Raw genomic sequence first — 23,763 nt, 5'->3', positions numbered from 1 at the left:
TCTCGATTGCCCGGCCCAGGTGGTGATAAACGGTCATGCACGGGGTGTCTCCGATGCGGTCACCGCAACGCCGAGGGCGGCCCACGCGTGGGACTTCACGCCATAGGTCGGTCCCGGGCTCTTCTTCGTGCCGGGCGCACCCAGCTTGTCGATCAGCGCCTGACGGATGTTCGCGTCTTTCGCGCGCGGCGTGCCGCACAGGTGCATCTTCACGTCCTTTCGGTAGATCAGTCGCACAGCCTCGGGGTCGCGGCAAGCCTGCTGGAAGCGGCCGATCCAGCGCACGGTCTCGAAAACCTCAGCGCCCACAGGCATCCCGTAGCTGGCGATCATCTCGATGGCGACGACCGGATAGTCCCAGACCTCGATGTAGCCAAGCATTTGGCGGTTCGAGATCACGCCGGCGTCGCGTGCTCGGCCGTCTTCGAAGACGACATACCCGGAGTCGGATGTGCCAGGGTCGATGGCGAGGATCATGCAGTCTCCTTCCGAATGGCTTCCTGAGTGCGCAGCACGCCCTCGGCGTGCATAAGGCGGATTTGCTCCTTGGTGAATTCGGGTGCCTCCATGCGGCCGTCGACGATCTCGTGGCAGACGAAGCACGCCCAGGCGCCTTGCTCGTCATCCGGCTTACGGCCGCCGCCAGTGCCCAGCCGGTAGTGAGCCAATACCGTCGGATCGAAGATGCAACGGCAAGGGATGCGTATCATGCAGGGCTTACCCTTGGCGTCCTGTCGTGCTGCCGTGGTCTTCGACCGGGACCGCTTCATGGCGGACCGCTTCGGGAATGCCAGAGCCTCGACGGCCTTGGCGCCGCCGTCGGCCCTGCCCATGGAGGGCACGCGGCCGAGCGCCGACCCACGACGCATGGGTGTCTTGCGCGAGAGGGGTTTGGTGGTCTTCAGCATTTCAGCTCGTCCACTTAGTGCCGATAACAGGCAATGTGATGAATGGAATGGAGCAAGAAGTGAACAAGGCGACACAAGAACACATAAAGGACATCCTTGACCTCGGCCAGCACGTAGGATTTGCCTGCGGAATACTTGTGATTTTGGGGATTTTTGCCTACCACCCGGAATCGCTTGGTATCAGCAAAAACGCAATCGCCCTCAGCTACCTCGTGGCACTGATCGGCCTGGTATATGTCAGTCTGGCCGTGCTCTACTACTACGCTAGGAACCCTATTCCATGGAAAGAACATCCGCTGAAACGGGCCATCGGGCTTCTTCGCCTGATGGTCGCGATATTCATCGCGGAAGGCTCCGTGATCTTTACCGCGCACTATGTTGACTCGGCGCGGGCCCAGGAAATCGCTTCGCAAAAAGCCGCGAGTGATTGCGTGTCCGGACATCACGAAACCCTACCTGATGACTCTGGAAACTCCAGGCGCACGCCGCGCTGATCGAAGTGCCGCTGCATGTCCTCCAGGTAGCGACTTAGCTGCATCGTCGTCATGAGCGACGTGACGGGTAAGTACCGCATGGCCCTCACCTTTTGTTCGTATGACAGATAGCGCTTCATCGAAGCGTCGTACATCTCCCGAAACTCTTCGTCTTGTGCACGAAGTATTGGCACCCCGAAAAGAAGCTTGCATTCAAGCTTCACTCCCTCTGGCGTGTCCTCGCGCAACTCGCGCGCGATCTGTTCGTACCAAGCGTGGGAGATGGCGTTCTGGTCTAGCGTTCGATCCTTCCCAGTTTTGATCGTGACTCGAAGGTAGTGGTGCTTGCCCCATGCCTCCCGGATGTCGCCGAGGATCTCTTGAAGGCGCTGGGCACTGTTTACGACAACTGCGGTCATACCCGAACCTCATTGCAGCCCACGCAGCGGAGATAGGACGATCCATCGCGGCGATGCGCGCGGCGCCATTCGTGGCCGTGGCGTAGGCAGATCAGGGCATGCGTAAGGAGGGCCGAAAGCATCAGGCCGCCTCCGGAGGGTCGGGGCTGAGGTTGGTCGCCCTCTCCTGCTGCACCTGCGCAGCGCGGCGACGCAGGAACTCCGACAGCTCGGCAATGTGGCGCTCGGCGACCTCGGGCGGCGCCGCCTTGAATTCCGGCTTGTCCTGTTCGAGCGCGCCGGCCACCGGCTCCGGAAGCGCTCCGCCGTTGATGACATGCTCACGGGCCAGCTCGTAGGCGTCGCGCAGGATCTTCTCGGCCTTGTCGCTGGTGGCGGCGCGGAACCGATAGGCGTCCACGTACGACCACACCTGACGCACGAATGGCGTCATGGGTCGCGTCTTGTCCCCAAGGATCAGCTGCACCGCGGCGAAGCTTGGTATGCCCATGCAGCGCGCACGGAACTCGGACAGCGTCGGCGGCCAGGGATCGGACGAGGAGACGCAAGCCTTCAGTCCGGCGCCCAGTTGCTCACCGGTGACGCCAGCCAATCCACGCACCCAGGTGTTCGCCGTCTCGGTCAGCTTGCCGGCATCGGTCTCCGCAGCGGCACCGTGGACGCTGGCCCACTTCGCGCCGTAGATCGCGACCATGCGCAACCAAAGCTGCCGCATCGCTGCCGGAGTGGGCATGTCACCAGCCATGACCGAGCCCCCTCTGATTGGCCGCGTTGGCGGCTTCCCGGGCCTCGCCCTCGACGTAGAGCCTCTCGGCCCGCTCGGCAAGGCTTTCTCGATGATCGTTTCGATCCGCTGCATGATTTCCTCCCGTCTTCGGGTCAAGCCACTTCGCCTCAAGACCCTGCCAGCCGCGTAGCACGCAGATCCCCAGCGCCTCGTCCACCGTGTATCCCTTTGCCGCCGCTCGGTGCAGTTCTGCGCCCATAGTCCGCATGACCGTCTCGCTGACGTCGGCGCGCTTTTTCTTCCTCAAGCCGATCCAGTCGGTGAAGACCTGGGCTCCGGGTTCAGATGGCCACGCCGAGAAATCGAACTTCGATAGATCGACAAGCGCGGGTGCGCGCTTCTGACGGTTGCTCTTAGTGACGGTTAATGACGGTTCTTTACGGTTAGTGTCCGCCTGGCGGACTTCGTCGTCCGTCTCCCGGACTTCGTCGTCCGCGAGGCGGACTAGTGCGTCGCCATCCGAACTAGTACGCGTGCCGGACTGGTTCGTCTTCCGGACTAGTTGTTCAGGCGCGTATCCAGCTGGCGTGATGATGTACGTCGTGCGATAGCGGTCACTGCGGTCAGCCTTCAGCGCGCCACGTGCCTCCAGCCACTTCACCGCATCGATAACCGCAGTGCGTCCGAAGCAGGTGCGCTCGCTGATCTTCGACAGCGACGGCCAGCAGTAACCCTGGTCGTTCGCGTTGTCCGCGAGCGAGATCAGGACGGCCTTTGGTGTAGGAGGCATCTGCAACGGCCAGCACAGGCCCATAAGGGTCGTGCTCATACTGGCCACCATGTCGTTGACTGGTTTCCGGTCACCGTGCAGGCGCGTACTACCCCCTTCTTCACGGCGCCGGCAGTGACTGCGTCGGGCAGACGCCGAGCGATCTCGTGATAAGTGTCGCGTCCCAGCTCGATGAACCTGGACAACTCCCAGCTGGTCAGGCCAGGCATACGGCTGACCAGGTCGGCTACAGCCTGCAGGTTCGACTGGCGCTGGCCGGTAGATGTGTGCTTCCGGGCGGCAACGTGAGATGTATCGCTGTCATTGGCCCGGGCGGCAGGCGTCTCCAACCTACGGACGTGCGCGCGGACCAACACCGGCCGCCGCCTTGACGCCATGGGCGCCTCCGCGAACATGTCCATCTGATCGTCAATGACGTTCACGATTCAGTCCCCGCGATATGCCTCTGACGGCGCATGGCAGCGAAATGAACGCTGGCGACCTCAAGCATCCGCCGCGAACGAGCAGGCTGCGTGGTGAGGGGAAAGATCGGCAATTTTGATTTCATGGTGGAACCGGCGGCTTCAGGTCCCTCCCTATTATTCACATCGCTAGGCTCGCCGAGCGGGGAAACGAAGCGTTTGAAGCGGGGGTTTCGGGCCAGGGGCTGCTCAGCTCGCTGAGCAGCAGGGCTTCCCACGGCGCGCACCGGTCGGACCAGCCTGTCCTCTTGGCGAATGATCTCGACCATGTCAGCCCTCCTGCGGAACCCCGCGCCGGGAGTGCTCGGCACGAAGGCGGCGCAGCAAGCCAATCAGCGCGCCCTGGTAGGCGACCGCAGACCTGCTCAGGCCCGCCATCTCGTTGCCAGTGATGACGCCATCTGCAAGAGCGTCGTGCAGCTCACGCGAGAAGTTGCCTTCGGCGACACCCAGGTCGAGCATGCCGTGCAAGACGTCACCCTCCTCGGCTCCGCCTTCGACGCGAATCAGGACGTACCCATGATCTGACGCCATCGCCTGAAGGATGCCGTGGTCACCGGTGACGGCCATCAGCTTGTTGGCTTCGGCGAGCGTGAGGTGGTTGGTCGAGCAGTTCGGGTTGACCTTGTTGCTCAGGGTGCCCGGGGCGAGACCGACGCGCGGGGCCAAAGAAGTCGCCCCGCCCGGGTATTCGGAAACCGTCTGGTAGGCAGCGTCGAGGATGTGCATGAGGTCGGGGCTCTCGTTCATGGGGACGGCGCGCGGGTCGGTCGGTACAGTCGGCGCCATGGAGATCAAGGGGGAGGTCGGACGAGGAAGGGATGGTCAGGAACGCGGAGGCCGCGGAGGCGGCCTGTCCGACCAAGCCCAGGACGGCCAGAGGACGACGAGTGCGAACCCGATCAGGGAGAGGAGATCGGTGGCCATGTCAGGCGGCCTTCTTTCGCGGCTTCGCCGGGGCATCCCAGCGAAAGGCCGGGAGACTTACGCGCCGGTCCACGACGCCTGCGGTGGCGTGCTCGAGGTTGGCGGCAAGCTCGGGGCTCGGCGTCTTGTGGCCGGTGACCACCATGTAGAGGTAGTACGGAGAGACGTCGCAGAAGTCGGCTACACGGCGCAGCTCGTTCCCTTCACGGGAGAGGCGGCCGTCCTTTTTCACGAAGTAGGTCTTTGCGTCCATGTGCGCAAACTTACCTCAAAGGTATACTTACCGCAAGGGTATATTTACCCGCCAGGCTGTTTACCTCGATGGTAACGCCCGCCACCATCTCTAGGATGGACACCTACGAGATTCGCTACCGGAACCTTCGCTCCCTCGTCGCGCAACTGGAGCGCGAGGCTGGCCGGGCCGGTTACGCCAGGGCGGGGGGGCTCGCCATGCTCGCCGAGCGCCTTAACAAGCAGCCGGCGCAGGTGAACCACTTTGCGAGCGAGAGCCGAGTCAAGAACATCGGCCCCAAGATCGCGCGCGAGATCGACCGCGCTTTCGGCCACCCCGACGGCTGGCTCGATCAGCCGCACTGGGATGAGTCCACGACAGCAGCGTTAGAATCTCATCCAGTAGCGAGATCTGAGACTGCGGAGGGCTATGTTCGCTTTCCGCTTCTTGAGGGCTTCGCAGGGATGGGACGTGGTGACTACGTGGGCGACTATCCAGAGATAGTCGAATTCGTCGAGGTGACGCGGGAATGGGCTGCTACCAAGCTCAAGAGTGTTCCCATCGAGGCGGTTCGCGTCATCACCGGCCGCGGCCAGAGCATGCGCGGCATGTACGACGACGGCGACCTCATCTTCATTGACTCGCGAGTCAAGCAGTTTGTGGACGATGCCGCTTATGTCTTCCGCTTTGGCGGCCGCGTGCAGGTCAAGCGTCTCCAGTGGCGAGGCGACAAGCTGCGGATATTGAGCGCCAACCCTGCCTTTGAGCCCCTGGATGTCGACAAGAGCGAGCTTGAGATAGGTGGGATGGCATTGGCTGCGTGGACGCTTAAGGAATTCTGAAAAGCCTCACCGCGCAAGGAGCAAGTAATGTCTGCACCAGCCAGGGGTCCCGCGTTAGCCGGGGCAATAGCATCGATAGTCCTAGGTTCGATAGCTGCATCCGCTTCGGGAGCGTCCACCCTGCCGGAGGTGACTCCATTGAAGCCGACGACTGCCGCACAGGTAGCGTATGTGGCCGCGCAGTGCCGGGGTGTGGGACCGTCGGAAAGTGCATGTCGCGCGGGAGGATATACCGAGACCATCATGACACACGTTCAAGGCGCGCTCGCGAGCGCATCGCTCGAGTCATATGCAAGGTTCAAGGCGATTGCTCGGGCGGCCAAGGAGATGCAGTCCAAGACTCCTGGAAAAACCGCGCCCATTTATGCATCACTTCGGGACGAGCCGGCATCGAAAAACTTCGGAATGCAAATCGAAGCTCTGGCAGCGGTCGAGACTAAATGCATAGATGCTCTAGCGCCTCTGGGCAGGGAGAGTGTCGAGGAATATAGGATCCGGCTAGACGTTTGCGGATCAGAGGTGGCGCGCGTCGGTAAGGCTCTTGAAGGAGCTCTCGGATTCGCTGTAACAATCGGAGGTTTCAGGGACTCCAGCTGGGGAGATTCGATGCAATCGGTCGTCACCAAGGAAGGGTCGCCACTGGTTCGGAGGCCGAACCTCGTTGCTTACAGTACCAGCGTCGCCGGCCTAAAAGCTCTCGCCGTTTTCACCTTTGCTGCCGACAAGCTTGTAGCTGGCGCATACGTCTTCACGGAAGAGCACAGATCGGACAACAGCTATCTTGACGATTTTGATCAGGCATCCACTTTGCTGCGAAAGAAGTACGGCCCAACATCGCCCCCTGAGAGATCCTGGTCCGATGATCTGTACAAAGCACGCAGGCAAGATTGGGGAATGGCAATTGCCACCGGACGGATGTCACAGTACGAGGGATGGCTTAAGGACGAAACCGATATCTCGCATGTGGTCAGTGGCGACAACTTCAAGATCACGCACTCGATTAAGTACGAGAGCAGAGAACTGAAGCCCCTGCGCGATGAGGCGACGTCCAAGGCTCAGACCAAAGGTCTTTAAGGCATCGTCAGAGGACACCAACATGCCCCACCCCGCCGTAGACTGGTCGCAGGCCCCGAAGCTCGCCAGGTGGTGGGCGATGGATTCAGATGGTCACGTCCACTGGTTCCTCGCCCCGGACGTCGCCCCGTTCACCAACTTCTGGTTCAGTGAGCCCGTGCCGGCGCCGGACTTTGGGTATGCGGGGGACTATAGGGAGAGCTTGACGGAGCGGGTGGGCTAAAGGATTTCCCGGATGATCCGAACCTTCTATGGGATCAACCACTAGAGAAGTTCGAACATGACATTCCTCAAATCCACTGCCAAGCAACTTCTGGCCGTCATCGGCGCTATATCCTCGCTCTTCTCCGGCGTCCTGTGGAATGCTTCAGCAAAGATAGCCGTGCAAGTGGCAGGGATTGTCGACAAAGACGCCAGGTCACACGAAGTCATTGCAAAGCTCCAGGCCATAGCGCTCATGGAGAATTCTTGGGCGTCGTGGCTGGCCGTCGTAACTGGCGTCTCACTCGCGATTGCCGTGGCACTCGATTGAATAGCGCGACCGCCGCGGAGGACCGAATTCCTCAATGAATCCGTCGTGATAATCACAAAAAACCCCCGCTGAGGCGGGGTTTTTCTTCATCGCCGCCAGGTGCCATCGGTCGCCTTACGACGCTCGACCTCATCATCTGCGGTCATGTTTTTCCACCTGTGGACCAATTCGTCAAGATACTCAAAAGCAAGTATCTGCTTGCCTCCATCGGGCGCAACCATCCATTTCCGAATCTTTTCCGTGCGATCGTGGAGAGCGCATACGCTGCCTCCAATTGTGTCGTATAGGATTCTATCCTCTATATCGCCCAACCGAACCCCGACCGCCATGAACTCATAGTAGTTGAGCATGTACTTAATTGATTCAATCGCCTTCGCTTGCTTTAGATCGAAAAGCGCCTCAGCAGACTTCGTGGCAAGATAAGTTTCATATGCTTTACGCAGTGCCAATGGCCCAAAGAATTTCTCGTCGACGGCATCTAAGAAGTTCTTATCGGGTAGATATCTCCGGACGCGGTCGTTATGTTTCTGAAACTCTCCATTTGTCCTTGACCCGAGAACAAGAGACACTGCATGACTTGTTCTCTGTGAACGGCGAGTAAGCTGCGAACTGACGTACCAACCAGTAGACGCGACACCGATCGCAACCAACAAAGTAGGTATATCGAGAAGCTTCAAGCCCGAAGTGCCCGAGCTGACTACGCCTGTTACTAAGAAATAGCAAGAACACCAAGAAGCGATTGCGAATACAAGCAACATCCAAGTTGCTAATACTACTTGCACCATTGACTCGTACCCATCTGCGGCCATTGCCACGATCGGGCGAAAGAAGGATGAAACCAACGTTATTGAAAAGAATCCTAGAAAATAGCCTGCTGCGCTTGCGGTCAGCACTCCATTAAAAAAAGACGTGCCTATGATGAGCATCGACGCAACGCTCAAAAATAGCGTCGCAGCACTGCCTCCGTCATATTTTTCAAACAAATATGTAAGCGTGGCCTTCCGTTTAGCTAACATTCCCTTTCCCCTGACGTAAAAAAGGGCCCGTAAGGACCCTTCTTTTCACAATTAATCACGTATTTTTAGCAGTCGGTCGTTCCGCGGCTCATCTTCATGGTCTTACCCTGGTGGTGATTCAACTCTTTTGTCTCACTTCTGGGGCGCAGAATCAATACTTAGACCCTTTCCCCCGAGGAAATCTTTGAGTTCAATTATACCACCACTTGAGCATCGCAGGTGCAAATCGCCGGCCCTGAGTCGATTTCGTTCAAGATCAAGACCCCCGGTAGCCTGTGCGGACACATTTCGCGGCCCCACGGAAACTCCTGCAGTGCCCCTTCCGGCACGATGAGCCTCTGCCGATTCAGAATACCACCTCCCGCCCGCAGGGGGGGGCAGGACGTGCTCCATGCCCTGCGCTAGGTCATGGGAAATGGTGTGGCCGGCACCCGGGCACCGATCTTCCGGGCGCCCCCCGTTTGGCGACTTGAGCCCCTCCCCTTACTTGGCGCAAGCGTTCTAGGGCTTGGGTATAGCGGCAACCGAGCAACCCTCCATTGAAGGCCTTCGATCAACCGTGGCTCCCCCGATACCGATCCGCTCAACGGCCATTATGCAGCCTTCGTGAGACTCAGTATTCGTTCACGCCTTCCTTCACAACTGGCTTTAGCGAAGAAACCCAATGCCTTTCGGGGATAATCGAAATCATGGCCCCCTGGTTCCTGAAGGTCATTGCATCTTGGATTTTCCGGCCATACGAGGAATGGGCCCAGTCGCGCGACCCGACCTCCCCCACAAGGACGTAGTCGGTAGACGCGCTCACCGCGCTCCGTACGACACCCATACGCATCTCGATCGCCTCGTGAACTACACGGCGCTTTCCGTAACTGAAGGTCCCTGTGACCACGAAGATGCTCGCCGAATGAAGGATTGTAGGCAGAGGCACATCGTAAGGCAGCTCGGTGCTCAAGCTGTTGGCACCATTGGAATGGGCGGCCTCCCCGCCCACGGTAGCGGTCAATGCCTCAAGCAGCTCCCGCTCTTCATCTAGGTCGAGCACCCCGTCCTGAAGCGCCTCTGCAACCCGTGGATAGAGCACGCAGTAGGGAAACTGATCGGCAAACTCGGAGTGCCTATCAAGCCAACCGAGTAGGAACTTCGCCTCCGTTACATTCACCTCACCGTCGGCGAGGATGCCGCGGCATATCCCGATGAGCTCATTTGTTGAGCGGTCCATGCGCCAACTGCGCGTCATGGTCGCCTTCGGAGCAGCGCCATCATCCTTCTTGAACATCATCCATCCCCCTGATAGCTGTTGCGCTAGTATATCGGTCGCAAAGCGGCCATTGGCCTGCCTCCAAAAAGAAGCCGAAAAAGCGTAGGCAACTGTCATCGACTAAACGCCGCCCTGCCGGTATTAGCAACGCCTCTTCCGGCACCCACCCGCCCGCACCAGCACGACCGGGTCGCCGTACTGCCCGCCTCGACATCGTCCGCCTGGCTCCAGGCCAGCGCAATCCTCGCCCTGCCCCGCGCCGCCCGGCTTCCCGTCTGGAAGGTCAGTGGCTGCATGGGCGTCAGTGAACCGTGCTTCCCGGCTGTCGAGCCCTGAGCGGGTAGATGGTTTGCGTGGTGCCTCCTGGTGAGGCGGGAAGCGTGGCTCGTGGGCGTCTCAGGGGCAGCGACCGCACGGGAAAAATAAATTTACCTTCTGGGTATTGACATAGGTATACCTCAAAGGTAACTTTATCTCTAACGCCGGACACTCCGGCCTGGAGACACCTCATGTCCCTCACTGCTGTCCCGATGACCGACAAGCACATGGCCGCCAGCCTTGAGGTCGGCGAGTCCGCTGGAAAGGTCTACAAGATGACCATAGGCGCCGAGGCCCTGGGTTTTCCCGAGGCGGTGCTGGGCGATCTGCGCATTGCCCATGCAGCGCTCAGCCGTGCCGCCGGCACGCTGATGAACGTCGCGATCCGCGACAACGATCCTGAACGCTCGACCGCCCACTACCGTGCCTTGGCGGAACAAGCCGAGCGCGAAGCTACGGGCGGCGCAGCATGAGCGCTTGGACCGAAGATCAACGCGACGACGCCATCGAAGAAATGATGGGTAAGGCGCGGTACGTCGAAGACTTCCTTTTCGACGGCGAAGTCGACCCGACCGAGACCGTCCGCCTGCTTATGTCCCGCGACGTGCCGCTGAACAACCGCGAGCCGAGCGACGACCGCTTGAAGGATGCCTACGACGAGCAGCGCGACTTGTTCCGCGCAGCCTTCGTCAAGTACGCCAACTCGAACCAAGCCGGCCAGCACAGCAGTCGGGTCGAGACCTACCTCAACTACCAGCACCAGACCCATATGGAGGATGCCGCGTGAGCAACGTCATCAAGTTTCCCAGGCGCTACACCTACATCATCGTGGGAATGGAGAACGGCATCTGGACCGAGCGCCCGCACCACGGCCCACTCGAAACGATTCCACCTGGCATGAGCTGGAAGGCTCGCCGTGTCTACGACGGCCCGAGCGGAGGGATTGCGGCATGAGTACCGAGACAAAGGTGGATGTGCTTGCCGGGCTTAAGCTCGCAGCGGCGGATCGTCATGCCGAAGGCAACACTGCTGCTGCCAACGAACTGCTTGAAATCGTCAGCGCCGTTGCCGAGCTGATCGAGGCGGCAAACAAGGTATGGCGACGCGGCGGCGATGTTCCCGGAAGCGAATGGGACGATCTCGGCAACGTCCTCGCCCGCGTCGGGGGTGCCGAGAAGAACGTGGATGTGCTGGCCACCGCGCTGGTGCAGATTCTCGGCGCGCGCGACTACAGCGCCGAACACGGTAAGTATCCCGTGGGCACTGTGGGCCATGACCAAGCGTTCGATGACTGGGCCGCTGAGGTCGCGGGCGCCGCACTCGCCCGCGCCGGGGGTGCATCGTGAGCGAGGCGCCGACTATCGACCATGTCCATCTGTGCGTGTACGAGCGGCGCGCAGGGACCGCAATCACTCTCGGCAGCAGGCGAATCGCCGGACCCGACCTCACGCCTTACGGCAAGCCAGACCGCACGTACAAGGTGTCGATAAGGCAGCTACGAGAAATCATCGAGCGTGCCGAGCGCACTGGTGATCCCGAATGAACGCCTTCGACCGCTACCTAGAAGAGGTTGGCCGCGCCGCTTTGAAGCGCCGACCGATGACTCGCGCTGAATGGCGCTCGCTGATCGCCGGCATCGGGATTCCCCTCGCGTTTCTGCTGATCCTCGTCATCACGCAACCGCGCTAAGCACCTACATCGCTCACCAAATCACAGGCTGCCCTTGGGCGGCGCAGGAGAAGTCATGTTCACGAACATCGAAATGGTCCCGGTCGAGTCATCGCAGATCCACAGCATTGGTCACGACTCGGGAACCAGCACTCTCGCCATCCGCTTCAAGAACGCGAAGGGTGAGCCGAGCAGCCTGTACCACTACGACAACTTCACGGATACCGACTACATCCAGTTCTGTTCCGCCGAGTCGGTCGGTTCGCACTTCGGCGAATTCATTAAGCCGGCAGCCGAGAAGTACCCTTTCCGCAAGATCGACGAATCGGCCGCGCCCGCTATCGGCACGAAGACCCTTCGATTCGAAGGCCATAGCGACGATACGTTCGGTGAGTATGGCGTCACGAATGACGACTACGACAACTGCGCGAGCAGCTTCGCGATTGAGTACCTCATCACCTCGCCGAGTCAGCCGGACGCAGGCCTGGTCGTGACAGGCCAACATTGCCCGGGAGGCTCCGGCTCGTGGCTGATCGGCGTGTCGAACTACGACCCGGATTACAGCGACCGACCGCTGCCGCGGTGGCCCGCGCGCTTCGCCCCCGCCGCCGACGCTCGCTACGCCAACGAACCCGCCCTCCTGATCGACGTGCCATCTGATTTCGTCTTGCGCTGCCTCCAGCGCGACGGCGCCGACGCCTAACCCACCTACCCCACCGCGCCGGCGGACACCGGCAAGGAATCCGATGAACTCTATCGCCGTGCACGCCCCGACGAATGGAATGACCACCAGTGCGCGCATGAACGCACTGGTGCCGACATCGATGGGCGAGGCCATGCACCTGGCCGAGATCATGTCGCAGGCCAACTTGCTTCCGGACCATCTTCGAGGCAAGCCCGGTGACTGCCTCCTCGTCGTAATGCAGGCGCAGCGGTGGGGCATGGACCCCGTGTCCGTTGCCCAATGCACCTCCGTCGTTCGCGGAAAGCTCTGTTACGAAGGAAAACTGGTGGCCGCCGCCCTGTACGCCACGGGATCGGTCGAGGGCCGGATCAAGTACGCGTACAGCGGCACCGGCCGGGCTCGCAAAGTAGTCGTGTCTGCGGTCCCGCGCGGTGAGGATGATGCGGTCAGCGTCGAGGGAACCGTCGAGCAGTGGGCCACCGACAATAAGAACTGGACCGCGAACCCTGACGACATGCTCGCCTACCGCGGCGCTCGGCAGTGGGCGCGCCGCCATGCACCGGAAGCGCTGCTCGGCGTCTACACCCCAGACGAACTCGATGAGATCGAGCCCACGCGGGCGACGGTGGTCTCCGTCACGCCGGTCGAATACGGCGCGGAGGACTTCGAAAGAAACCTGTCTGCGTGGCTGAAGGCGATCGAGGCTGGTCGCCGTAGCGTGGAAGACATCATCGCAATGGCCGAAACGAAGGGGCGCCTGTCCGACGAACAGAAGAAGCGTATCCGCGATGGCCATAAGCCCGTCACCGCCGAGGAGACCGAGCAGTGAAGATTCTCAACATGACCCAGGGCACGCCGGAATGGCATGCTCACCGCGCCACGCACTTCAACGCCAGCGACGCGCCCGCCATGCTCGGCGTGTCGCCCTACAAGACTCGCGCCCAATTGATCCGCGAGACAGCCACCGGCTTGTCCGCCGAGATCGACGAAGCGACCCAGCGACGGTTCGACGACGGTCACCGGTACGAGGCGCTGGCTCGCCCGCTGGCTGAGGCCATCGTCGGCGAGGAGCTTTTCCCCTGCGTCGGCGAGGACGGCAAATTCTCTGCCAGCTTCGACGGCCTGACCATGCTCGGCGACGTCGCCTTCGAGCACAAGTCCCTGAACGACTCGCTGCGCGGCGCGTTTGCGACCATCGATACGATCGCCCCGGAGTACCGCGACGGACCGGCTGGCGGCCGAAACCTGCCCGAGCACTACCGCGTCCAGATGGAGCACCAGTGCATGGTCTCCGGCGCCGAGCGCGTGCTGTTCATGACCTCGAAGTGGGCCGGCGACGAACTGGTCGAGGAGCGCCACTGCTGGTACGAAGCCGACGCCGCGCTGCGCTCGCGCATCGAAGCTGGCTGGGCCCAGTTCGAGGCAGATGTGGCCGCCTACCAGCCCGAGCAGGCCCAGGCAGCGACGGTCGTGTCGGGCCGCGCGCCCGACCAGCTCCCGGTGCTGCGCGTCGAAGTGACCGGCATGGTCACCGCCAGCAACCTCACCGAGTTCAAGGAAAACGCGTTCTCGGTACTGGGCGCCATCAATCGCGACCTGCAAACCGACGAGGACTTCGCCAACGCCGCCGAGACGGTGAAGTGGTGCGAGGGCGTCGAGGAGAAGCTCGCCCTCACGAAGGAGCAGGTGCTCAGCCAGACGGCTGACATTGCCGCCGTATTCCGCACGATGGATGAGGTCTCGGCGGAGACGCGCCGCGTCCGACTCGAGTTGGACAAGCTGGTGAAGGGCGAGAAGGAGCGCCGTCGCAGCGAGATCGTGACCGAGGCCGTCAACGGCGTGCGCAGCCACTACGAGGCGATCAATGCCTCCATGGGCGCGCATGCCATCCAGGCTCCGCCCAGCCTGCCCTCCCTGATCGGTGAGGCCATCAAGGGCAAGAAGACGCTGACCAGCATCCGCGAAGCAGCCGAGGGCCGCGCGGCCACGGTGAAGATCGAAGCGAGCCAGCAGGCCGATCGCGTCCGGGCCAACGTCGCCGTGCTGGGTGAGCACCCGGACCACGCGCACCTGTTCGCCGACCGCGTGCAGCTCTGCTCCACGAAGACGGCGGAAGACCTGCGCAACCTGGTCGCCGCCCGCATCGCCGAGCACCAGCGCCTCGAGGAAGCCCGTCAGGAAGCCGAGCGCGATCGCATCCGCCAGGAAGAGCGCGCGAAGCTGGAACGCGAGCAGGCGGCAGCCGAGCGGCAGCGCCAGGCCGACGAGCGGGCGCGCGTGGACGCCGAGGCCGCGGCGGAACAGGATCGCGTCGCCGCGGAGCGACCGCAGAGCGGTCCTGTCGTCGCTCCAGCGCCCGTGCAGGCCGAGGCGGTGGCGTCACCCGCCCCGGTGAACTCCGTCGACGCCGACCTGAAGGCCATGGACTCGCTGCCCTTCGATGTGGCGCCCGCGCCCGGCCCGCGCCGCACCGTGAAGCTCGGCGACATCAACGCCCGCATCGCTCCCCTGTCGATCACTGCCGACGGCCTCGCGCAGTTGGGCTTCCAGTCCATCGGCACCGAGCGAGCCGCGAAGCTCTACGCCGAGAGCGACCTCATCGCGATCTATCGCGGCATGTGGGGTGTGATCGAAAGCGCAGCCAACGAGCTGAAGAAGGCAGCCTGACTATGGCGACCAAGGTGCAAACCGACTTCTGGCCCGACGGCATCTTCGACAATGTCGCCACAGGCCGCCGAGAGTTCTGGCGCGACGGCCGCCTCTGCCGCTTCGCACGCAAGAACGCTGTCGGCCATCCGAATCCGTGCTTCGGTGAGCTGAAGCATGACTGGGGTCATTACCCCGACCTGCCGGCCAACGCCGCAAAGGAAGCAGCATGACCACCGCCCCCGACAGCGCCACCCTTACCGGTGCCATTGCTCTGCTGCGTCAGCGCGAGCAGGACGGCCACACGACCCACGGGACAACGGTAGATCGTACCGATTACTCCCTGCTGCGCTGGCTCAAGGAGTCCCAGGAGGAAAAGGCCGATGACCTGATGTACATGGGCGCGGCAATCAGGGTTGCGGAAGACCTAGAAGTCCTGGTAGCCGTGGCGCGGGACTTAAACGCCTGGCTTTGCCGGTTAGGAATGGAAGGGACTGCGCATCAGCGCTGCTTGGCCGAAGCCCTTGACAAGATTGGAGACGTTGCATGACCACCGACAAGACCAGCCAGATTACCGATCCCGCGATTTACGAGGAAGACAAGCGACTGTATGGAGAGGCGATCAACGTTGTCCGCTCAACTGGCCGCGTGACCATCTCAGTCTTGCAGCGTCATCTGCGCATCGGCTACAACCGCGCCGCCAGGTTCATCGAACAGATGGAGATCGAAGGAATCGTCACCGCGCCTCAGCTGAACGGCCAGAGGGAACTGATCCAACCGGGAGCATCCGCATGACCGACAAGACCAGCACCGCGCCCGTGATGTCCGACGAAAATCGCCTTGTGGCAGTGCGATATCGAGACCTGCATGACCTGCTCGACGCAAACCTTGCGGCGGCTGACCAGGCCCTTGCGTTGACGGGCGGAATCGACTCCATCGAAGAAAATGGCGGCCCGGAATCTGATGAGCCGATGGACCGGGTGGCGTACAGCCTGTTCTATGGCCTGTTCCCGGCGAAGCGTCTTCGTGACCAGGCGGATCTCAACGCCACCGCCTCCGATGTTGTGGACGGGGATGTGGTGGCCTGCCGTTACCGCGTTGTTGCGCCAAATGGCAATGTGGGCAAGTGGTTCTTCACGGACGAGGCATGTGTATCGTCGGGATGCCTCGAAGTGCAGCCGCTCTACGCCGCCCCGCGCGTACAGGGCGACGCCTCTGTAACCCCACTGAGCGATGAAGTTGGTGAGCCTATTGCGCAGAAGCTCGACAAGGCGCTCACGGATCTATGCAACGCCGTCGAAGATATCGAAACTGGTAAGCATCCGTCGGCCATCTTTTCCTTCCTGCGATCCGTGCGAGAGTACGTGACGGACGTCCGTGAAGACATTGTGGCCCTCGCCGCCCAGCCGAAGGGCGATGTGCTGGATGCACCAGCGCTGGTCGGCAACACGATTTTCGACCGAGGCACGAAGTGCTCAAACGTCATTGCACGCGCCCAGCTTGCTTACAAGCACAAGGACGACGTGATGCCGCCTGAGCAGGTCGCGGAGATGCGCGCGGCGCTCGACAGAGCACGCGGCACCCAGGCACCGATTGCTGCATCCCACCCTGCCGAGCAGACGAGGGGCGATGGGGTGGCGGCTATCCCTTCTAGCTTCCTCATCTCGAAGAAAGCGCTGGAAGGCATCCACTATATGTGCGGAGGCGATGAAGAAGGCGCCGAGATTGATGACCGCTGGTGCGAGGGCATGGCTTGGATCGGTAATCTCGAGAACGGTGACGGCACATCCACATATGGGCTGCACCTGCATAACGCCGACTATCCTGAAGAAGGAAGCATCACCATCGCGCAGTTTGTCGAACGAGATGCCCTGCGACAGGCTGTGCCGGACGGGGTGACTAAGGATGCGGCTAGGTATCGCTGGTGGAGAGACAACATCGAGCGTGTGTCCAAAGATTGGGACGGTGTCCGTGGTGTGTCGTATGCGATGGGCCTAGACATATGCCGTGATTACTCAGCTACACAAGGACAGATTGCAGATGCAGTAGCCGACGCTGCAATAGCCGCCGCCCCGTCAGCCGGGCGGATGGGGGTGGAGTCGTGACCCTTGCCGTTCGCCCCGTCACCTTTCGCGAGGCCTGCGCCTTCGTGCAGGAGCATCACCGGCACAACAAGCCGCCTCGCGGGCATAAGTTCTCGATCGCGGTGCAGCGTAACGGCCAGATGGTGGGTATCGTCATGGTTGGACGCCCTATCGCTCGCCATCTCGACGACGGACTCACCGCCGAGGTCAATCGCACCTGCACTGATGGCTCGCGCAACGCCAACTCGATGCTGTATGGCGCAGCCTGGCGTGCGGCAAGGGCAATGGGCTACGTCCGATGCATCACCTACACGCAGGCCGATGAATCCGGTGCCTCACTCCGAGCAGCTGGTTGGGTCCGCCTCAAGGACCTGGCGCCGCGGAAGTCCTGGGCAGACTCCACAGCTGGCGGCCTCAAGGCCATCCGCGACCCTATTGGTTCTGGCGGCATTGCGAGGGTGCTTTGGCAGATATCCACCACCCGGAGCGCAGCATGACGACCAACTACATCGCCACCGCGAGGGAGGTGAGCAATGCGTAAGTACGCATGGACGGTAATCGCAGGCATGGCCGCAGGATTCGCACTGGGCCGCATTGCGGAGGTGCTGTCGTGAACGGACCCCAGGTCGTATGCGTCGCCTGCGGGAAGGTGACGAACAGCATCGCGTCGCCACTGTGCGACGCCTGCATGAAGTCATCACCGGAGCACCAGGTAGATATGCTCTTTGCCCGCATGGTCCTCAACCAGGTGGTGATTCCACCTGCCGAACAGGAGGTGCCCAATGCGTGAGGTGACCGAGCGCGACATGCGCGATCCGAAGTACGGCCCCGGCCAACCTGGCGAATTCGAGTTTCGGGAGGACGGTGCAATCGTCCGAAAGGATCGATGGGAGATGGGCATACGTCGCATCGCGGACGCGGTTGGAGCACTAGAACAACGGCAATTCGAAATCGCTGATGTTGTGAAGCGCGTGGAGGACATGGCCCACTGGCTTGCAAAGCCAGAACGCGTTGATGCCGACGAAGACGAACAGGAGGTGCCGGGACATGGCTGATACCGAATCCACCTACGAGCTGTGGCAGGACGGGGTTTGCGTGGCGAAGACGTTCGGGCCGGATGCCATCGCTTTCCGCGAGATCAAGCATTATCACGCCACGTACGCCCAGGACGGCGGCAAGCTGGTGATGTACTACCGCGACGGGCGCAGACGCCATCTAATGGTCTTGTCACGCAACGGCGAATACATGTTCAACGCCGGGGATGCCTTTGAGGTTGTGCGTGACCGAAAGACTGCTTTCTATGCGCCGGCAACGTACTACATCCGCAACGTGCTGGCCGACCAGTTCCCGGGCATCCCCGTCAGCATCGTGCGCCAGGCCCTGTTGCGCTTGGAGGCCGAGGGCCGCGTGGTACGCGCTAGGTCGTCCCGCCCCAACCAGATCGAATGGAGAGCGCCATGACCCTAACCCATTATTTGGTTTCACGCTTCATTTCCCATACCGCGAAAAAGTTCACTGATCGCCAAAATTACCTTCTCGTTGGCCGTCACACTCTTTGCCAGCTCCTCCTCGACTATTTGGAGGTCTTTCTGCGGCATCTCCCACGTGTGCTCCGGCTGTCCGTTATCCAGCCGACTTCGAAGCTCATTGAACAGAGACTGCAAATGCATAAGGTGAAAGTATGCCGTCTGGATTGGTGCCGCTGTCTTACCCAGGTCTGCCATGACATTAGGAATTCTCTGCAAATCGCTATTCAATGCTCTCACTTGCCAAAGGCAAACTACATCCTCAGGATTAGGCCCAGTACGCACTATTTCATTCGGTTTACACCCGCTATCCAACCGCAACTTCGCCTGCTCCACATTAGTGGCCGCCTCGTTGAACGAAGGGAGAAGCGCGAGGACAGCCGTCCGGGCGCGCCTAATTTCATTCAAATTGCGAATTTCGTCTTCTCTGTTCGCATCTTCCTTGCGTAGCTGCGCTTCGTGCTTCCGTGCATCTTTTGCTGTCTTCACTGCGTAGAAAATCGTCAGGACGCTGAGCACACCCTGACCTATCGCTGCGCCGGCTTGAACCCATGCGGCATTGGCTTGCTGTCTAGCCGCCGCAAGGGTGGCAAGCGTTTCGGGATCTGCAACCATGCCTGAACTCCCCATCCTTTTAAGTGCGCCGATGGTGCACCAGGGCCACGCCCACGCACAACTCGCAAAGGCACCTATCGCGTCGGCGGACGCACGAACAATGGGTTCCTGGGAAGCGCATTCCTGTGCCAGCACGTCTGGCATCGGAAGTACTCGCCCTGGGCATCGAACCTGCGAATCTGCTGTTTGGCGGGCATGCCGCAACGGTCACAGACCCAGGTCTCCTTGGCCTCGGGTTGCGGGCGGTCACTCATCGGCGGCACGGATTTTCCGACCCGCCATCGATTCCGCGACTTCCTGCGCGTACTTGCAGAGATGGTCCATGGTGCTGAAGACCAGGCCGACGGTTTCGCTTCGCCCGGAACCGACTGCCCTCACTTCGTCCAGAAGGTATCGGTTGCTCTCAAGGGGCTCGACACGAGCAGTCCAAGCAGCCTCCCCCGCGCCCCCGGAAATCATCTCTTTGAACGGCATGACGCAACCTGAAACCGAGCCCGATAAGACAATGGTGCCGGGCGCCAGCGAAACTATCAACCAGGAGGTGCGCCGTGGGCGCCGCTGAACCGCATCCCTTCCTGAGCCTCGAAGAAGTCAAGGAATTGACGGGGGCCGGAACCAAGCGCAAGGTTTTAGCAAACCTGCGGAAGAACGGCATACGGCACTCGATCCGCGCCGATGGGTGGCCCTCTGTGGCCTGGGCAAACGTCGTAGGGACGGCTCTGGATCACCTCACTGCCGGACCTGCGAAGAAGTGGACTTCCAACAAGGCCGCCTGACACATGGGAAGACGTTCTACTCGCCCCGACGCCATCCCCCGATTGCGCGCTCGACGCAAGCCATCGGGCACCCTCTATTACTACTACGACCTTGGTGGATCGCCGCGGCGCGAAGAGCCCTTGGGTAGCGACTATGGCCTTGCCATCCTTAAATGGGCCGAACTGGAGCGCAGTCGCACGTCGGATGAGGTGGTTGCCCAGGTGGTGACGTTTGCCTACGTGGCAGATCGATACATGGCCGAGGTCATCCCAACGAAGGCCCCGCGAACCCAGAAAGACAACGTCCAGGAGATCGCGAAACTCAAGGAATTCTTCAACGATCCGCCGGCTCCGCTCGACGCTATCGACCCGTCAGACGTGAAACGCTATGTGAAATGGCGAAGCCAGACTGCCAAGGTCCGCGCAAACCGCGAGAAGGCCCTGCTTTCGCACATCTGGAACTGGGCAAGGGAAGAGGGCTACACATCCAAGGCAAACCCTTGTGCGGGCGTCAAGGGCAACAAAGAGTCCGGGCGAGACGTTTACATCGAGGACGAGGTTCTAGACGCTGTCTATGCCAAGGCTTTCCAGCCCCTGAAGGACGCGCTCGACCTCGCGTACCTTACGGGCCAGCGCGTTGGCGACGTGCTTCGAATGGACGAGACGATGGTTCGGGATGGCTTCATCCAGGTGAAACAGGGCAAGACCAACGCCAAGAACCGGATCGAGGTCATAGGACAGCTCGCCGCTCTCCTAGCACGAATCCGCGCGAGGAAGGCCGGCTATCCCGTTCACGCCACACGCTTGATCGTCGGCCTGGACGGGCAGCCATTGACCTACAACCAGCTTTACGACCATTTCCGGAATGCGCGCGAGGCAGCCGGCACCGTCGCCAGGGGTTTCCAGATGCGCGACCTTCGGGCGAAGGCCGGCACCGACAAGGCGGACTCGGCCGGGGACATCCGAAAGGCGCAGGCGCAGCTTGGGCACACCACTGTCACTATGACCGAGCACTATGTGCGCAGGCGCAAGGGCGACAAGGTCACCCCCACAAAATAGCCAGATTCCGGTCCGCAATTCGTAGCCGACATCTAGCAATCGCGGGCGAAACCCACCCTGATTTTATGGCGTTTGCGGACCGGTAATTTATCTAAGCTTTTGTAATTATTGAAACCTACATGTGGACTCAAAATCCGCCGCCCTTAAAAGCGTGTGGGTTCGAGTCCCACTTCCGGCACCAAAGACGTAGCGATAAAAATCACCAGAATTGCTTTCCGCAATTCTGGTTTTTTTCTGCAATTTTTCCAGGATTGGAAGTCGCGAGCCTTGATACTTGCTCGCTTGGATAGCCGAGCACTCCAATATTGCCGAGCAATGCAGGCGGACGCATTTTCCTTGCATTTTTCGCCTCAACCTATGCCTTACATGGGAATACCTTCGACGACGAAGGCGTCGTCACAAGCGCAATTGTGAAATGAAGGCACGGCCTGCTGGCCCGGGAAGCGTGTCCTTACGATAGACCACATGCATGGGGAGATAGGATTCGCGCGGGAGCCCCTCGATCTTGATCCTCACCAGGGTTCCTGCGTCGAGATCCTTCTTTACCATGTGCAAGGGCATGTGTCCCCAGCCCAATCCTGCGGTCAAAAACGCGTGCTTGGCACCCAGATCGGCGAGGTGCCACGTTAATGGCGAGAGCACGCCGAAGGTTCTGCCTTCGGACAGTGTCGTGCGATCCGTCAGTACAAGCTGTACCTGCTTTTCGAAGTGCTTTCGGCTGATGGGGCCTTTACGCTCGGCGAGCGAGTGTGACGGCGCCACCACTGTAATGAAGGGAAGGTCAATCAGTGGCTCCGAAGCAAGTTCATCGGGTATCACTGGAAGAGAACCCACGATGCCAATACGGCACACACCATCGATCACCGGCCGGATCACACCACCCAGCGCTTCCACATAGACGCGCAAGGATGTGTTGGGGGAAAACTCGCGACAATGCGCCGCGGCGCGCGTGAGCCCCTCCATGGGATACATCACATCGACCACCACTGAGAGCTCGGGCTCCAGGCCGTCCTTCATGGCGCGGGCACGCGCCTTAAAGCTGTCCATCTGATCGGCGACACCTCGCGCTTCGGTCAGTAGCGCCACCCCCGCTTCAGTAAGCCTGGGATAGCGCCCGCTGCGATCGAACAGTGAGACGCCGAGCTGCGCTTCGAGATTGTGCAGCGTCTGGCTCACCACCGATTGCGCGCGGCGCAGTTTGCGACCCGCAGCAGAAAAGCTGCCCTGTTCCGCAGCGGCAATGAACGTACGAAGCTGGTCCAATGTGACGGAGTCGAGCATGTATCGTCCATAACGATGGATTGCATCGAAATATATAGCCTATTCAGATGCAGCACCAGCACCTAGGCTTCGCCCATCGTAGACGAGGGTGCCCTCATGACCGCTGATACTTCATTCCTATACCGTCCCGAACCGGCCGGCGAGCTTGCCAGCCATCCGCGAAAAATCCGCACGATTACAAGCGGCTATCAGCACGGCCCCATTACTCGCCTGGTCAGCCCTTCCGATCTCGGCCAGTGGATCAAGCCCTTTGTTTTCCTTGATACCGGCGTGGTGCCGCCATCGGCCAATCCCTTGTTCGGTATTCACCCGCACTCAGGCATCGCCACGTTGACCGCCGTGCTGGAAGGTCGCGCGGCCTACGAAGATACGACCGGAAAGCAGGGCGAGGTGCAGACTGGTGGGCTGGAGTGGATGAGGGCCGCGGGCGGTGTGTGGCACGACGGTCATATCGTCGGCACGACGCCACTGGAATTCTTCCAGCTGTGGGTAACGCTGCCGCCAGAAATGGAAAACGGCGCACCCGAAAGCCAGAATATTGCGCCGGAAGACGTGCCTGTCGTCGGTCCGGTACGGGTGTTGCTCGGACACTACCAGGGCGCGAACAGCCCGATTCGCGCTCCGACGGGTATCACCTATCTGCATGTTCGCCTGAAGGCCGGTCAGCACTGGCGCTTTGAGCCGAATCCGAACCAGACCGTAGCTTGGCTCGCGCTGCATAAGGGCTCGACCTCGCTGCCTGAGAGCCTTGCTGCCGGCGACCTCGTTATCTTTGAAGAATCCAATCACGCCATCGACGTAGTCGCCGATGACGACTTGTCCTTCGTATTGGGCGCCGCCGCAAAGCATCCCTATCCTCTGGTAACAGGCAAGTACTCCGTCCACACCAACGTTAACGCACTCGCCCAAGGTGAAGCGGAAATCGCACGAATCGGTCGGGAGCTGCGTGCGACGGGACGCCTGAAATAGATACCCGCGCCCATCCAATGACCTACCCATCCCGATGAGAGACCCCTCATGAGCACCAAGATCGAAACCGTTTCCAACTTCAACAACACGGCCGCCAAATCGAGGCTTACGATCAAGAGCGCTGCCGAATTGCTTGGTCGTGTGCTGATCGCGGGACTATTCCTGCTTTCAGGCATCGGCAAGATCACGGCCTATGCCGCTACCGCAGGCTACATGACCTCCGTCGGCGTACCCGGCGCCGTACTCCCACTGGTGATCATCACCGAAGTATTCGGGTCCATCGCCATCATGCTCGGCTGGAGAACACGAATCGTTTCTTTACTTCTGGCAGGCTTTACTCTGCTGACGGGCATTTTTTTTCACACCAATTTTTCCGACCAGGTGCAGATGATCATGTTCATGAAGAATGTATCGATCACGGGCGCCTTCCTGCTGCTGACCGTCAATGGCGCGGGCCCGCTCAGTCTCGACAATAAGCCGCGCAAATGATCTTCACCC

At 60.8% G+C, this 23,763-nt stretch carries 38 protein-coding genes; 24 read left to right on the top strand and 14 right to left on the bottom strand.

Annotated elements, in window-relative coordinates; all coding sequences use genetic code 11:
* Nucleotides 1–33 precede the first annotated feature (33 nt).
* Complete coding sequence (locus HBF25_RS12680; RefSeq protein ID WP_208392558.1) at nucleotides 34–477, bottom strand: hypothetical protein; 444 nt, start codon at nucleotides 475–477, stop codon at nucleotides 34–36.
* Entirely contained in the window at nucleotides 474–908 is a 435-nt protein-coding gene (locus HBF25_RS12675; protein WP_243853209.1) for a nuclease domain-containing protein, read from the bottom strand. Before HBF25_RS12675 ends, HBF25_RS12680 begins: the two co-directional genes overlap by 4 nt.
* A gap of 59 nt (nucleotides 909–967) precedes the next feature.
* Between HBF25_RS12675 and HBF25_RS12670 the strand changes: the two genes are divergently transcribed.
* Nucleotides 968–1,402, top strand: a complete 435-nt coding sequence (locus HBF25_RS12670) for a hypothetical protein (RefSeq protein ID WP_166948947.1) — start codon at nucleotides 968–970, stop codon at nucleotides 1,400–1,402.
* On the opposite strand, the gene HBF25_RS12665 is transcribed toward HBF25_RS12670, so the two are convergent.
* The 7 genes from HBF25_RS12665 to HBF25_RS12635 all read right to left on the bottom strand — a co-directional run bounded on the left by HBF25_RS12665 (nucleotide 1,351) and on the right by HBF25_RS12635 (nucleotide 4,958).
* Nucleotides 1,351–1,800 carry a NinB/YbcN family protein gene (locus HBF25_RS12665; protein ID WP_166948946.1) on the bottom strand — a complete coding sequence of 150 codons (450 nt, stop codon included), beginning with the start codon at nucleotides 1,798–1,800 and terminating at the stop codon, nucleotides 1,351–1,353. The two genes, HBF25_RS12670 and HBF25_RS12665, sit on opposite strands and share 52 nt — an antisense overlap.
* A 121-nt stretch (nucleotides 1,801–1,921) precedes the next feature.
* Nucleotides 1,922–2,533 carry a hypothetical protein gene (locus HBF25_RS12660; RefSeq protein ID WP_166948944.1) on the bottom strand — a complete coding sequence of 204 codons (612 nt, stop codon included), beginning with the start codon at nucleotides 2,531–2,533 and terminating at the stop codon, nucleotides 1,922–1,924.
* 1 nt (nucleotide 2,534) lies between these two features.
* Entirely contained in the window at nucleotides 2,535–3,356 is an 822-nt protein-coding gene (locus tag HBF25_RS12655) for a helix-turn-helix domain-containing protein (RefSeq protein WP_166948943.1), read from the bottom strand.
* A complete protein-coding gene (locus HBF25_RS12650) occupies nucleotides 3,353–3,739 on the bottom strand; it encodes a MarR family transcriptional regulator (RefSeq protein WP_166948941.1) in 387 nt (128 codons plus the stop codon). Before HBF25_RS12650 ends, HBF25_RS12655 begins: the two co-directional genes overlap by 4 nt.
* Entirely contained in the window at nucleotides 3,736–4,047 is a 312-nt protein-coding gene (locus tag HBF25_RS12645; protein WP_166948940.1) for a hypothetical protein, read from the bottom strand. Before HBF25_RS12645 ends, HBF25_RS12650 begins: the two co-directional genes overlap by 4 nt.
* Nucleotide 4,048: 1 nt before the next feature.
* Nucleotides 4,049–4,507, bottom strand: coding sequence for a phage regulatory CII family protein (locus tag HBF25_RS12640; protein ID WP_166948939.1), 459 nt, complete (start codon nucleotides 4,505–4,507; stop codon nucleotides 4,049–4,051).
* Between the two features lie 199 nt (nucleotides 4,508–4,706).
* Nucleotides 4,707–4,958 carry a helix-turn-helix domain-containing protein gene (locus tag HBF25_RS12635; RefSeq protein ID WP_166948937.1) on the bottom strand — a complete coding sequence of 84 codons (252 nt, stop codon included), beginning with the start codon at nucleotides 4,956–4,958 and terminating at the stop codon, nucleotides 4,707–4,709.
* Nucleotides 4,959–5,053: 95 nt separating this feature from the next.
* Here HBF25_RS12635 and HBF25_RS12630 point away from each other — a divergent pair, with 95 nt between their 5' ends.
* The 3 genes from HBF25_RS12630 (at nucleotide 5,054) to HBF25_RS12620 (ending at nucleotide 7,385) form a co-directional block, all read left to right on the top strand.
* A complete protein-coding gene (locus tag HBF25_RS12630; protein ID WP_166948936.1) occupies nucleotides 5,054–5,779 on the top strand; it encodes a S24 family peptidase in 726 nt (241 codons plus the stop codon).
* Between the two features lie 243 nt (nucleotides 5,780–6,022).
* The gene (locus tag HBF25_RS12625) at nucleotides 6,023–6,853 is read left to right on the top strand and encodes a hypothetical protein (RefSeq protein WP_166948934.1); all 831 of its coding nucleotides are present in this window, start codon (nucleotides 6,023–6,025) and stop codon (nucleotides 6,851–6,853) included.
* Nucleotides 6,854–7,133: 280 nt separating this feature from the next.
* Nucleotides 7,134–7,385 (top strand): hypothetical protein, encoded by a 252-nt coding sequence (locus HBF25_RS12620; protein WP_166948933.1) that lies wholly within the window; start codon nucleotides 7,134–7,136, stop codon nucleotides 7,383–7,385.
* A gap of 86 nt (nucleotides 7,386–7,471) precedes the next feature.
* On the opposite strand, the gene HBF25_RS12615 is transcribed toward HBF25_RS12620, so the two are convergent.
* Together HBF25_RS12615 and HBF25_RS12610 are read right to left on the bottom strand one after the other, a co-directional pair.
* Nucleotides 7,472–8,401, bottom strand: a complete 930-nt coding sequence (locus HBF25_RS12615) for a DUF4760 domain-containing protein (protein ID WP_166948932.1) — start codon at nucleotides 8,399–8,401, stop codon at nucleotides 7,472–7,474.
* 613 nt (nucleotides 8,402–9,014) lie between these two features.
* The gene (locus HBF25_RS12610) at nucleotides 9,015–9,680 is read right to left on the bottom strand and encodes a BRCT domain-containing protein (protein WP_166948930.1); all 666 of its coding nucleotides are present in this window, start codon (nucleotides 9,678–9,680) and stop codon (nucleotides 9,015–9,017) included.
* 488 nt (nucleotides 9,681–10,168) lie between these two features.
* Between HBF25_RS12610 and HBF25_RS12605 the strand changes: the two genes are divergently transcribed.
* From HBF25_RS12605 to HBF25_RS12530, 16 genes are all read left to right on the top strand, one after another.
* Entirely contained in the window at nucleotides 10,169–10,450 is a 282-nt protein-coding gene (locus HBF25_RS12605) for a hypothetical protein (RefSeq protein WP_166948928.1), read from the top strand.
* Entirely contained in the window at nucleotides 10,447–10,764 is a 318-nt protein-coding gene (locus HBF25_RS12600; protein WP_166948926.1) for a hypothetical protein, read from the top strand. Before HBF25_RS12605 ends, HBF25_RS12600 begins: the two co-directional genes overlap by 4 nt.
* On the top strand, nucleotides 10,761–10,931 hold the full coding sequence (locus HBF25_RS12595; RefSeq protein ID WP_166948924.1) for a hypothetical protein: 171 nt from the start codon (nucleotides 10,761–10,763) through the stop codon (nucleotides 10,929–10,931). The genes HBF25_RS12600 and HBF25_RS12595 overlap by 4 nt, the downstream gene beginning before the upstream one ends.
* A complete protein-coding gene (locus HBF25_RS12590; RefSeq protein WP_166948922.1) occupies nucleotides 10,928–11,323 on the top strand; it encodes a hypothetical protein in 396 nt (131 codons plus the stop codon). Before HBF25_RS12595 ends, HBF25_RS12590 begins: the two co-directional genes overlap by 4 nt.
* A 193-nt stretch (nucleotides 11,324–11,516) precedes the next feature.
* Nucleotides 11,517–11,666 (top strand): hypothetical protein, encoded by a 150-nt coding sequence (locus tag HBF25_RS12585; protein ID WP_166948920.1) that lies wholly within the window; start codon nucleotides 11,517–11,519, stop codon nucleotides 11,664–11,666.
* Nucleotides 11,667–11,721: 55 nt separating this feature from the next.
* Nucleotides 11,722–12,348, top strand: coding sequence for a KTSC domain-containing protein (locus HBF25_RS12580; protein WP_166948918.1), 627 nt, complete (start codon nucleotides 11,722–11,724; stop codon nucleotides 12,346–12,348).
* Nucleotides 12,349–12,391: 43 nt separating this feature from the next.
* A complete protein-coding gene (locus HBF25_RS12575) occupies nucleotides 12,392–13,159 on the top strand; it encodes a recombinase RecT (protein WP_243853208.1) in 768 nt (255 codons plus the stop codon).
* The gene (locus tag HBF25_RS12570; RefSeq protein WP_166948916.1) at nucleotides 13,156–14,997 is read left to right on the top strand and encodes a YqaJ viral recombinase family protein; all 1,842 of its coding nucleotides are present in this window, start codon (nucleotides 13,156–13,158) and stop codon (nucleotides 14,995–14,997) included. The genes HBF25_RS12575 and HBF25_RS12570 overlap by 4 nt, the downstream gene beginning before the upstream one ends.
* Nucleotides 14,998–14,999: 2 nt before the next feature.
* Nucleotides 15,000–15,209, top strand: a complete 210-nt coding sequence (locus HBF25_RS12565) for a hypothetical protein (RefSeq protein ID WP_166948914.1) — start codon at nucleotides 15,000–15,002, stop codon at nucleotides 15,207–15,209.
* Nucleotides 15,206–15,526, top strand: a complete 321-nt coding sequence (locus tag HBF25_RS12560; RefSeq protein WP_166948912.1) for a hypothetical protein — start codon at nucleotides 15,206–15,208, stop codon at nucleotides 15,524–15,526. Before HBF25_RS12565 ends, HBF25_RS12560 begins: the two co-directional genes overlap by 4 nt.
* A complete protein-coding gene (locus tag HBF25_RS12555) occupies nucleotides 15,523–15,771 on the top strand; it encodes a DNA translocase FtsK (protein WP_166948910.1) in 249 nt (82 codons plus the stop codon). Before HBF25_RS12560 ends, HBF25_RS12555 begins: the two co-directional genes overlap by 4 nt.
* On the top strand, nucleotides 15,768–17,081 hold the full coding sequence (locus HBF25_RS12550) for a hypothetical protein (RefSeq protein ID WP_166948907.1): 1,314 nt from the start codon (nucleotides 15,768–15,770) through the stop codon (nucleotides 17,079–17,081). The genes HBF25_RS12555 and HBF25_RS12550 overlap by 4 nt, the downstream gene beginning before the upstream one ends.
* Nucleotides 17,078–17,557: an XF1762 family protein gene (locus tag HBF25_RS12545; protein ID WP_166948905.1), complete on the top strand. Its 480-nt coding sequence runs from the start codon at nucleotides 17,078–17,080 to the stop codon at nucleotides 17,555–17,557. The genes HBF25_RS12550 and HBF25_RS12545 overlap by 4 nt, the downstream gene beginning before the upstream one ends.
* A gap of 113 nt (nucleotides 17,558–17,670) precedes the next feature.
* The gene (locus HBF25_RS12540; protein ID WP_166948903.1) at nucleotides 17,671–17,850 is read left to right on the top strand and encodes a hypothetical protein; all 180 of its coding nucleotides are present in this window, start codon (nucleotides 17,671–17,673) and stop codon (nucleotides 17,848–17,850) included.
* Entirely contained in the window at nucleotides 17,843–18,115 is a 273-nt protein-coding gene (locus HBF25_RS12535) for a hypothetical protein (RefSeq protein WP_208392557.1), read from the top strand. Before HBF25_RS12540 ends, HBF25_RS12535 begins: the two co-directional genes overlap by 8 nt.
* Entirely contained in the window at nucleotides 18,108–18,521 is a 414-nt protein-coding gene (locus HBF25_RS12530) for a hypothetical protein (protein ID WP_166948901.1), read from the top strand. The genes HBF25_RS12535 and HBF25_RS12530 overlap by 8 nt, the downstream gene beginning before the upstream one ends.
* 20 nt (nucleotides 18,522–18,541) lie before the next feature.
* Here the strand turns inward: HBF25_RS12530 and HBF25_RS12525 are convergent, their stop codons facing one another.
* Nucleotides 18,542–19,201, bottom strand: coding sequence for a hypothetical protein (locus HBF25_RS12525; protein ID WP_166948900.1), 660 nt, complete (start codon nucleotides 19,199–19,201; stop codon nucleotides 18,542–18,544).
* A gap of 246 nt (nucleotides 19,202–19,447) precedes the next feature.
* Nucleotides 19,448–19,675: a hypothetical protein gene (locus tag HBF25_RS12520; protein WP_166948898.1), complete on the bottom strand. Its 228-nt coding sequence runs from the start codon at nucleotides 19,673–19,675 to the stop codon at nucleotides 19,448–19,450.
* 74 nt (nucleotides 19,676–19,749) lie between these two features.
* Between HBF25_RS12520 and HBF25_RS12515 the strand changes: the two genes are divergently transcribed.
* Both HBF25_RS12515 and HBF25_RS12510 read left to right on the top strand, forming a co-directional pair.
* Nucleotides 19,750–19,977, top strand: a complete 228-nt coding sequence (locus HBF25_RS12515) for a DUF4224 domain-containing protein (protein WP_166948896.1) — start codon at nucleotides 19,750–19,752, stop codon at nucleotides 19,975–19,977.
* A gap of 3 nt (nucleotides 19,978–19,980) precedes the next feature.
* On the top strand, nucleotides 19,981–21,015 hold the full coding sequence (locus HBF25_RS12510) for a tyrosine-type recombinase/integrase (RefSeq protein ID WP_166948894.1): 1,035 nt from the start codon (nucleotides 19,981–19,983) through the stop codon (nucleotides 21,013–21,015).
* Nucleotides 21,016–21,411: 396 nt separating this feature from the next.
* On the opposite strand, the gene HBF25_RS12505 is transcribed toward HBF25_RS12510, so the two are convergent.
* Entirely contained in the window at nucleotides 21,412–22,296 is an 885-nt protein-coding gene (locus HBF25_RS12505) for a LysR family transcriptional regulator (protein ID WP_166948892.1), read from the bottom strand.
* Between the two features lie 96 nt (nucleotides 22,297–22,392).
* Here HBF25_RS12505 and HBF25_RS12500 point away from each other — a divergent pair, with 96 nt between their 5' ends.
* On the top strand, nucleotides 22,393–23,265 hold the full coding sequence (locus tag HBF25_RS12500; protein ID WP_166948890.1) for a pirin family protein: 873 nt from the start codon (nucleotides 22,393–22,395) through the stop codon (nucleotides 23,263–23,265).
* A gap of 48 nt (nucleotides 23,266–23,313) precedes the next feature.
* Nucleotides 23,314–23,754: a DoxX family protein gene (locus tag HBF25_RS12495; RefSeq protein ID WP_166948888.1), complete on the top strand. Its 441-nt coding sequence runs from the start codon at nucleotides 23,314–23,316 to the stop codon at nucleotides 23,752–23,754.
* The last annotated feature ends 9 nt before the right edge of the window (nucleotides 23,755–23,763 follow it).

Origin of the sequence: Luteibacter anthropi (genome assembly GCF_011759365.1) — a bacterium.
In the GTDB taxonomy this organism is placed as follows: domain Bacteria; phylum Pseudomonadota; class Gammaproteobacteria; order Xanthomonadales; family Rhodanobacteraceae; genus Luteibacter; species Luteibacter anthropi.
The sequence above is the reverse complement of the archived record's forward strand: the minus strand, read 5'-3'. Positions and strand labels throughout refer to the sequence as shown.

What these genes read in the sequence shown, in the direction of transcription:
- HBF25_RS12610 (WP_166948930.1), bottom strand. Translation starts at nt 9,680, where the DNA reads ATGATGTTCAAGAAGGATGATGGCGCTGCTCCGAAGGCGACCATGACG.
- HBF25_RS12505 (WP_166948892.1), bottom strand. Translation starts at nt 22,296, where the DNA reads ATGCTCGACTCCGTCACATTGGACCAGCTTCGTACGTTCATTGCCGCT.
- HBF25_RS12680 (WP_208392558.1), bottom strand. Translation starts at nt 477, where the DNA reads ATGATCCTCGCCATCGACCCTGGCACATCCGACTCCGGGTATGTCGTC.
- HBF25_RS12620 (WP_166948933.1), top strand. Translation starts at nt 7,134, where the DNA reads ATGACATTCCTCAAATCCACTGCCAAGCAACTTCTGGCCGTCATCGGC.
- HBF25_RS12575 (WP_243853208.1), top strand. Translation starts at nt 12,392, where the DNA reads ATGAACTCTATCGCCGTGCACGCCCCGACGAATGGAATGACCACCAGT.
- HBF25_RS12535 (WP_208392557.1), top strand. Translation starts at nt 17,843, where the DNA reads ATGCGTGAGGTGACCGAGCGCGACATGCGCGATCCGAAGTACGGCCCC.
- HBF25_RS12580 (WP_166948918.1), top strand. Translation starts at nt 11,722, where the DNA reads ATGTTCACGAACATCGAAATGGTCCCGGTCGAGTCATCGCAGATCCAC.
- HBF25_RS12600 (WP_166948926.1), top strand. Translation starts at nt 10,447, where the DNA reads ATGAGCGCTTGGACCGAAGATCAACGCGACGACGCCATCGAAGAAATG.
- HBF25_RS12645 (WP_166948940.1), bottom strand. Translation starts at nt 4,047, where the DNA reads ATGGTCGAGATCATTCGCCAAGAGGACAGGCTGGTCCGACCGGTGCGC.
- HBF25_RS12675 (WP_243853209.1), bottom strand. Translation starts at nt 908, where the DNA reads ATGCTGAAGACCACCAAACCCCTCTCGCGCAAGACACCCATGCGTCGT.
- HBF25_RS12555 (WP_166948910.1), top strand. Translation starts at nt 15,523, where the DNA reads ATGACCACCGACAAGACCAGCCAGATTACCGATCCCGCGATTTACGAG.
- HBF25_RS12660 (WP_166948944.1), bottom strand. Translation starts at nt 2,533, where the DNA reads ATGCCCACTCCGGCAGCGATGCGGCAGCTTTGGTTGCGCATGGTCGCG.
- HBF25_RS12625 (WP_166948934.1), top strand. Translation starts at nt 6,023, where the DNA reads ATGACACACGTTCAAGGCGCGCTCGCGAGCGCATCGCTCGAGTCATAT.
- HBF25_RS12525 (WP_166948900.1), bottom strand. Translation starts at nt 19,201, where the DNA reads ATGGTTGCAGATCCCGAAACGCTTGCCACCCTTGCGGCGGCTAGACAG.
- HBF25_RS12585 (WP_166948920.1), top strand. Translation starts at nt 11,517, where the DNA reads ATGAACGCCTTCGACCGCTACCTAGAAGAGGTTGGCCGCGCCGCTTTG.
- HBF25_RS12565 (WP_166948914.1), top strand. Translation starts at nt 15,000, where the DNA reads ATGGCGACCAAGGTGCAAACCGACTTCTGGCCCGACGGCATCTTCGAC.
- HBF25_RS12630 (WP_166948936.1), top strand. Translation starts at nt 5,054, where the DNA reads ATGGACACCTACGAGATTCGCTACCGGAACCTTCGCTCCCTCGTCGCG.
- HBF25_RS12495 (WP_166948888.1), top strand. Translation starts at nt 23,314, where the DNA reads ATGAGCACCAAGATCGAAACCGTTTCCAACTTCAACAACACGGCCGCC.
- HBF25_RS12640 (WP_166948939.1), bottom strand. Translation starts at nt 4,507, where the DNA reads ATGCACATCCTCGACGCTGCCTACCAGACGGTTTCCGAATACCCGGGC.
- HBF25_RS12510 (WP_166948894.1), top strand. Translation starts at nt 19,981, where the DNA reads ATGGGAAGACGTTCTACTCGCCCCGACGCCATCCCCCGATTGCGCGCT.
- HBF25_RS12530 (WP_166948901.1), top strand. Translation starts at nt 18,108, where the DNA reads ATGGCTGATACCGAATCCACCTACGAGCTGTGGCAGGACGGGGTTTGC.
- HBF25_RS12655 (WP_166948943.1), bottom strand. Translation starts at nt 3,356, where the DNA reads ATGAGCACGACCCTTATGGGCCTGTGCTGGCCGTTGCAGATGCCTCCT.
- HBF25_RS12500 (WP_166948890.1), top strand. Translation starts at nt 22,393, where the DNA reads ATGACCGCTGATACTTCATTCCTATACCGTCCCGAACCGGCCGGCGAG.
- HBF25_RS12520 (WP_166948898.1), bottom strand. Translation starts at nt 19,675, where the DNA reads ATGCCGTTCAAAGAGATGATTTCCGGGGGCGCGGGGGAGGCTGCTTGG.
- HBF25_RS12590 (WP_166948922.1), top strand. Translation starts at nt 10,928, where the DNA reads ATGAGTACCGAGACAAAGGTGGATGTGCTTGCCGGGCTTAAGCTCGCA.
- HBF25_RS12665 (WP_166948946.1), bottom strand. Translation starts at nt 1,800, where the DNA reads ATGACCGCAGTTGTCGTAAACAGTGCCCAGCGCCTTCAAGAGATCCTC.
- HBF25_RS12550 (WP_166948907.1), top strand. Translation starts at nt 15,768, where the DNA reads ATGACCGACAAGACCAGCACCGCGCCCGTGATGTCCGACGAAAATCGC.
- HBF25_RS12605 (WP_166948928.1), top strand. Translation starts at nt 10,169, where the DNA reads ATGTCCCTCACTGCTGTCCCGATGACCGACAAGCACATGGCCGCCAGC.
- HBF25_RS12615 (WP_166948932.1), bottom strand. Translation starts at nt 8,401, where the DNA reads ATGTTAGCTAAACGGAAGGCCACGCTTACATATTTGTTTGAAAAATAT.
- HBF25_RS12635 (WP_166948937.1), bottom strand. Translation starts at nt 4,958, where the DNA reads ATGGACGCAAAGACCTACTTCGTGAAAAAGGACGGCCGCCTCTCCCGT.
- HBF25_RS12560 (WP_166948912.1), top strand. Translation starts at nt 15,206, where the DNA reads ATGACCACCGCCCCCGACAGCGCCACCCTTACCGGTGCCATTGCTCTG.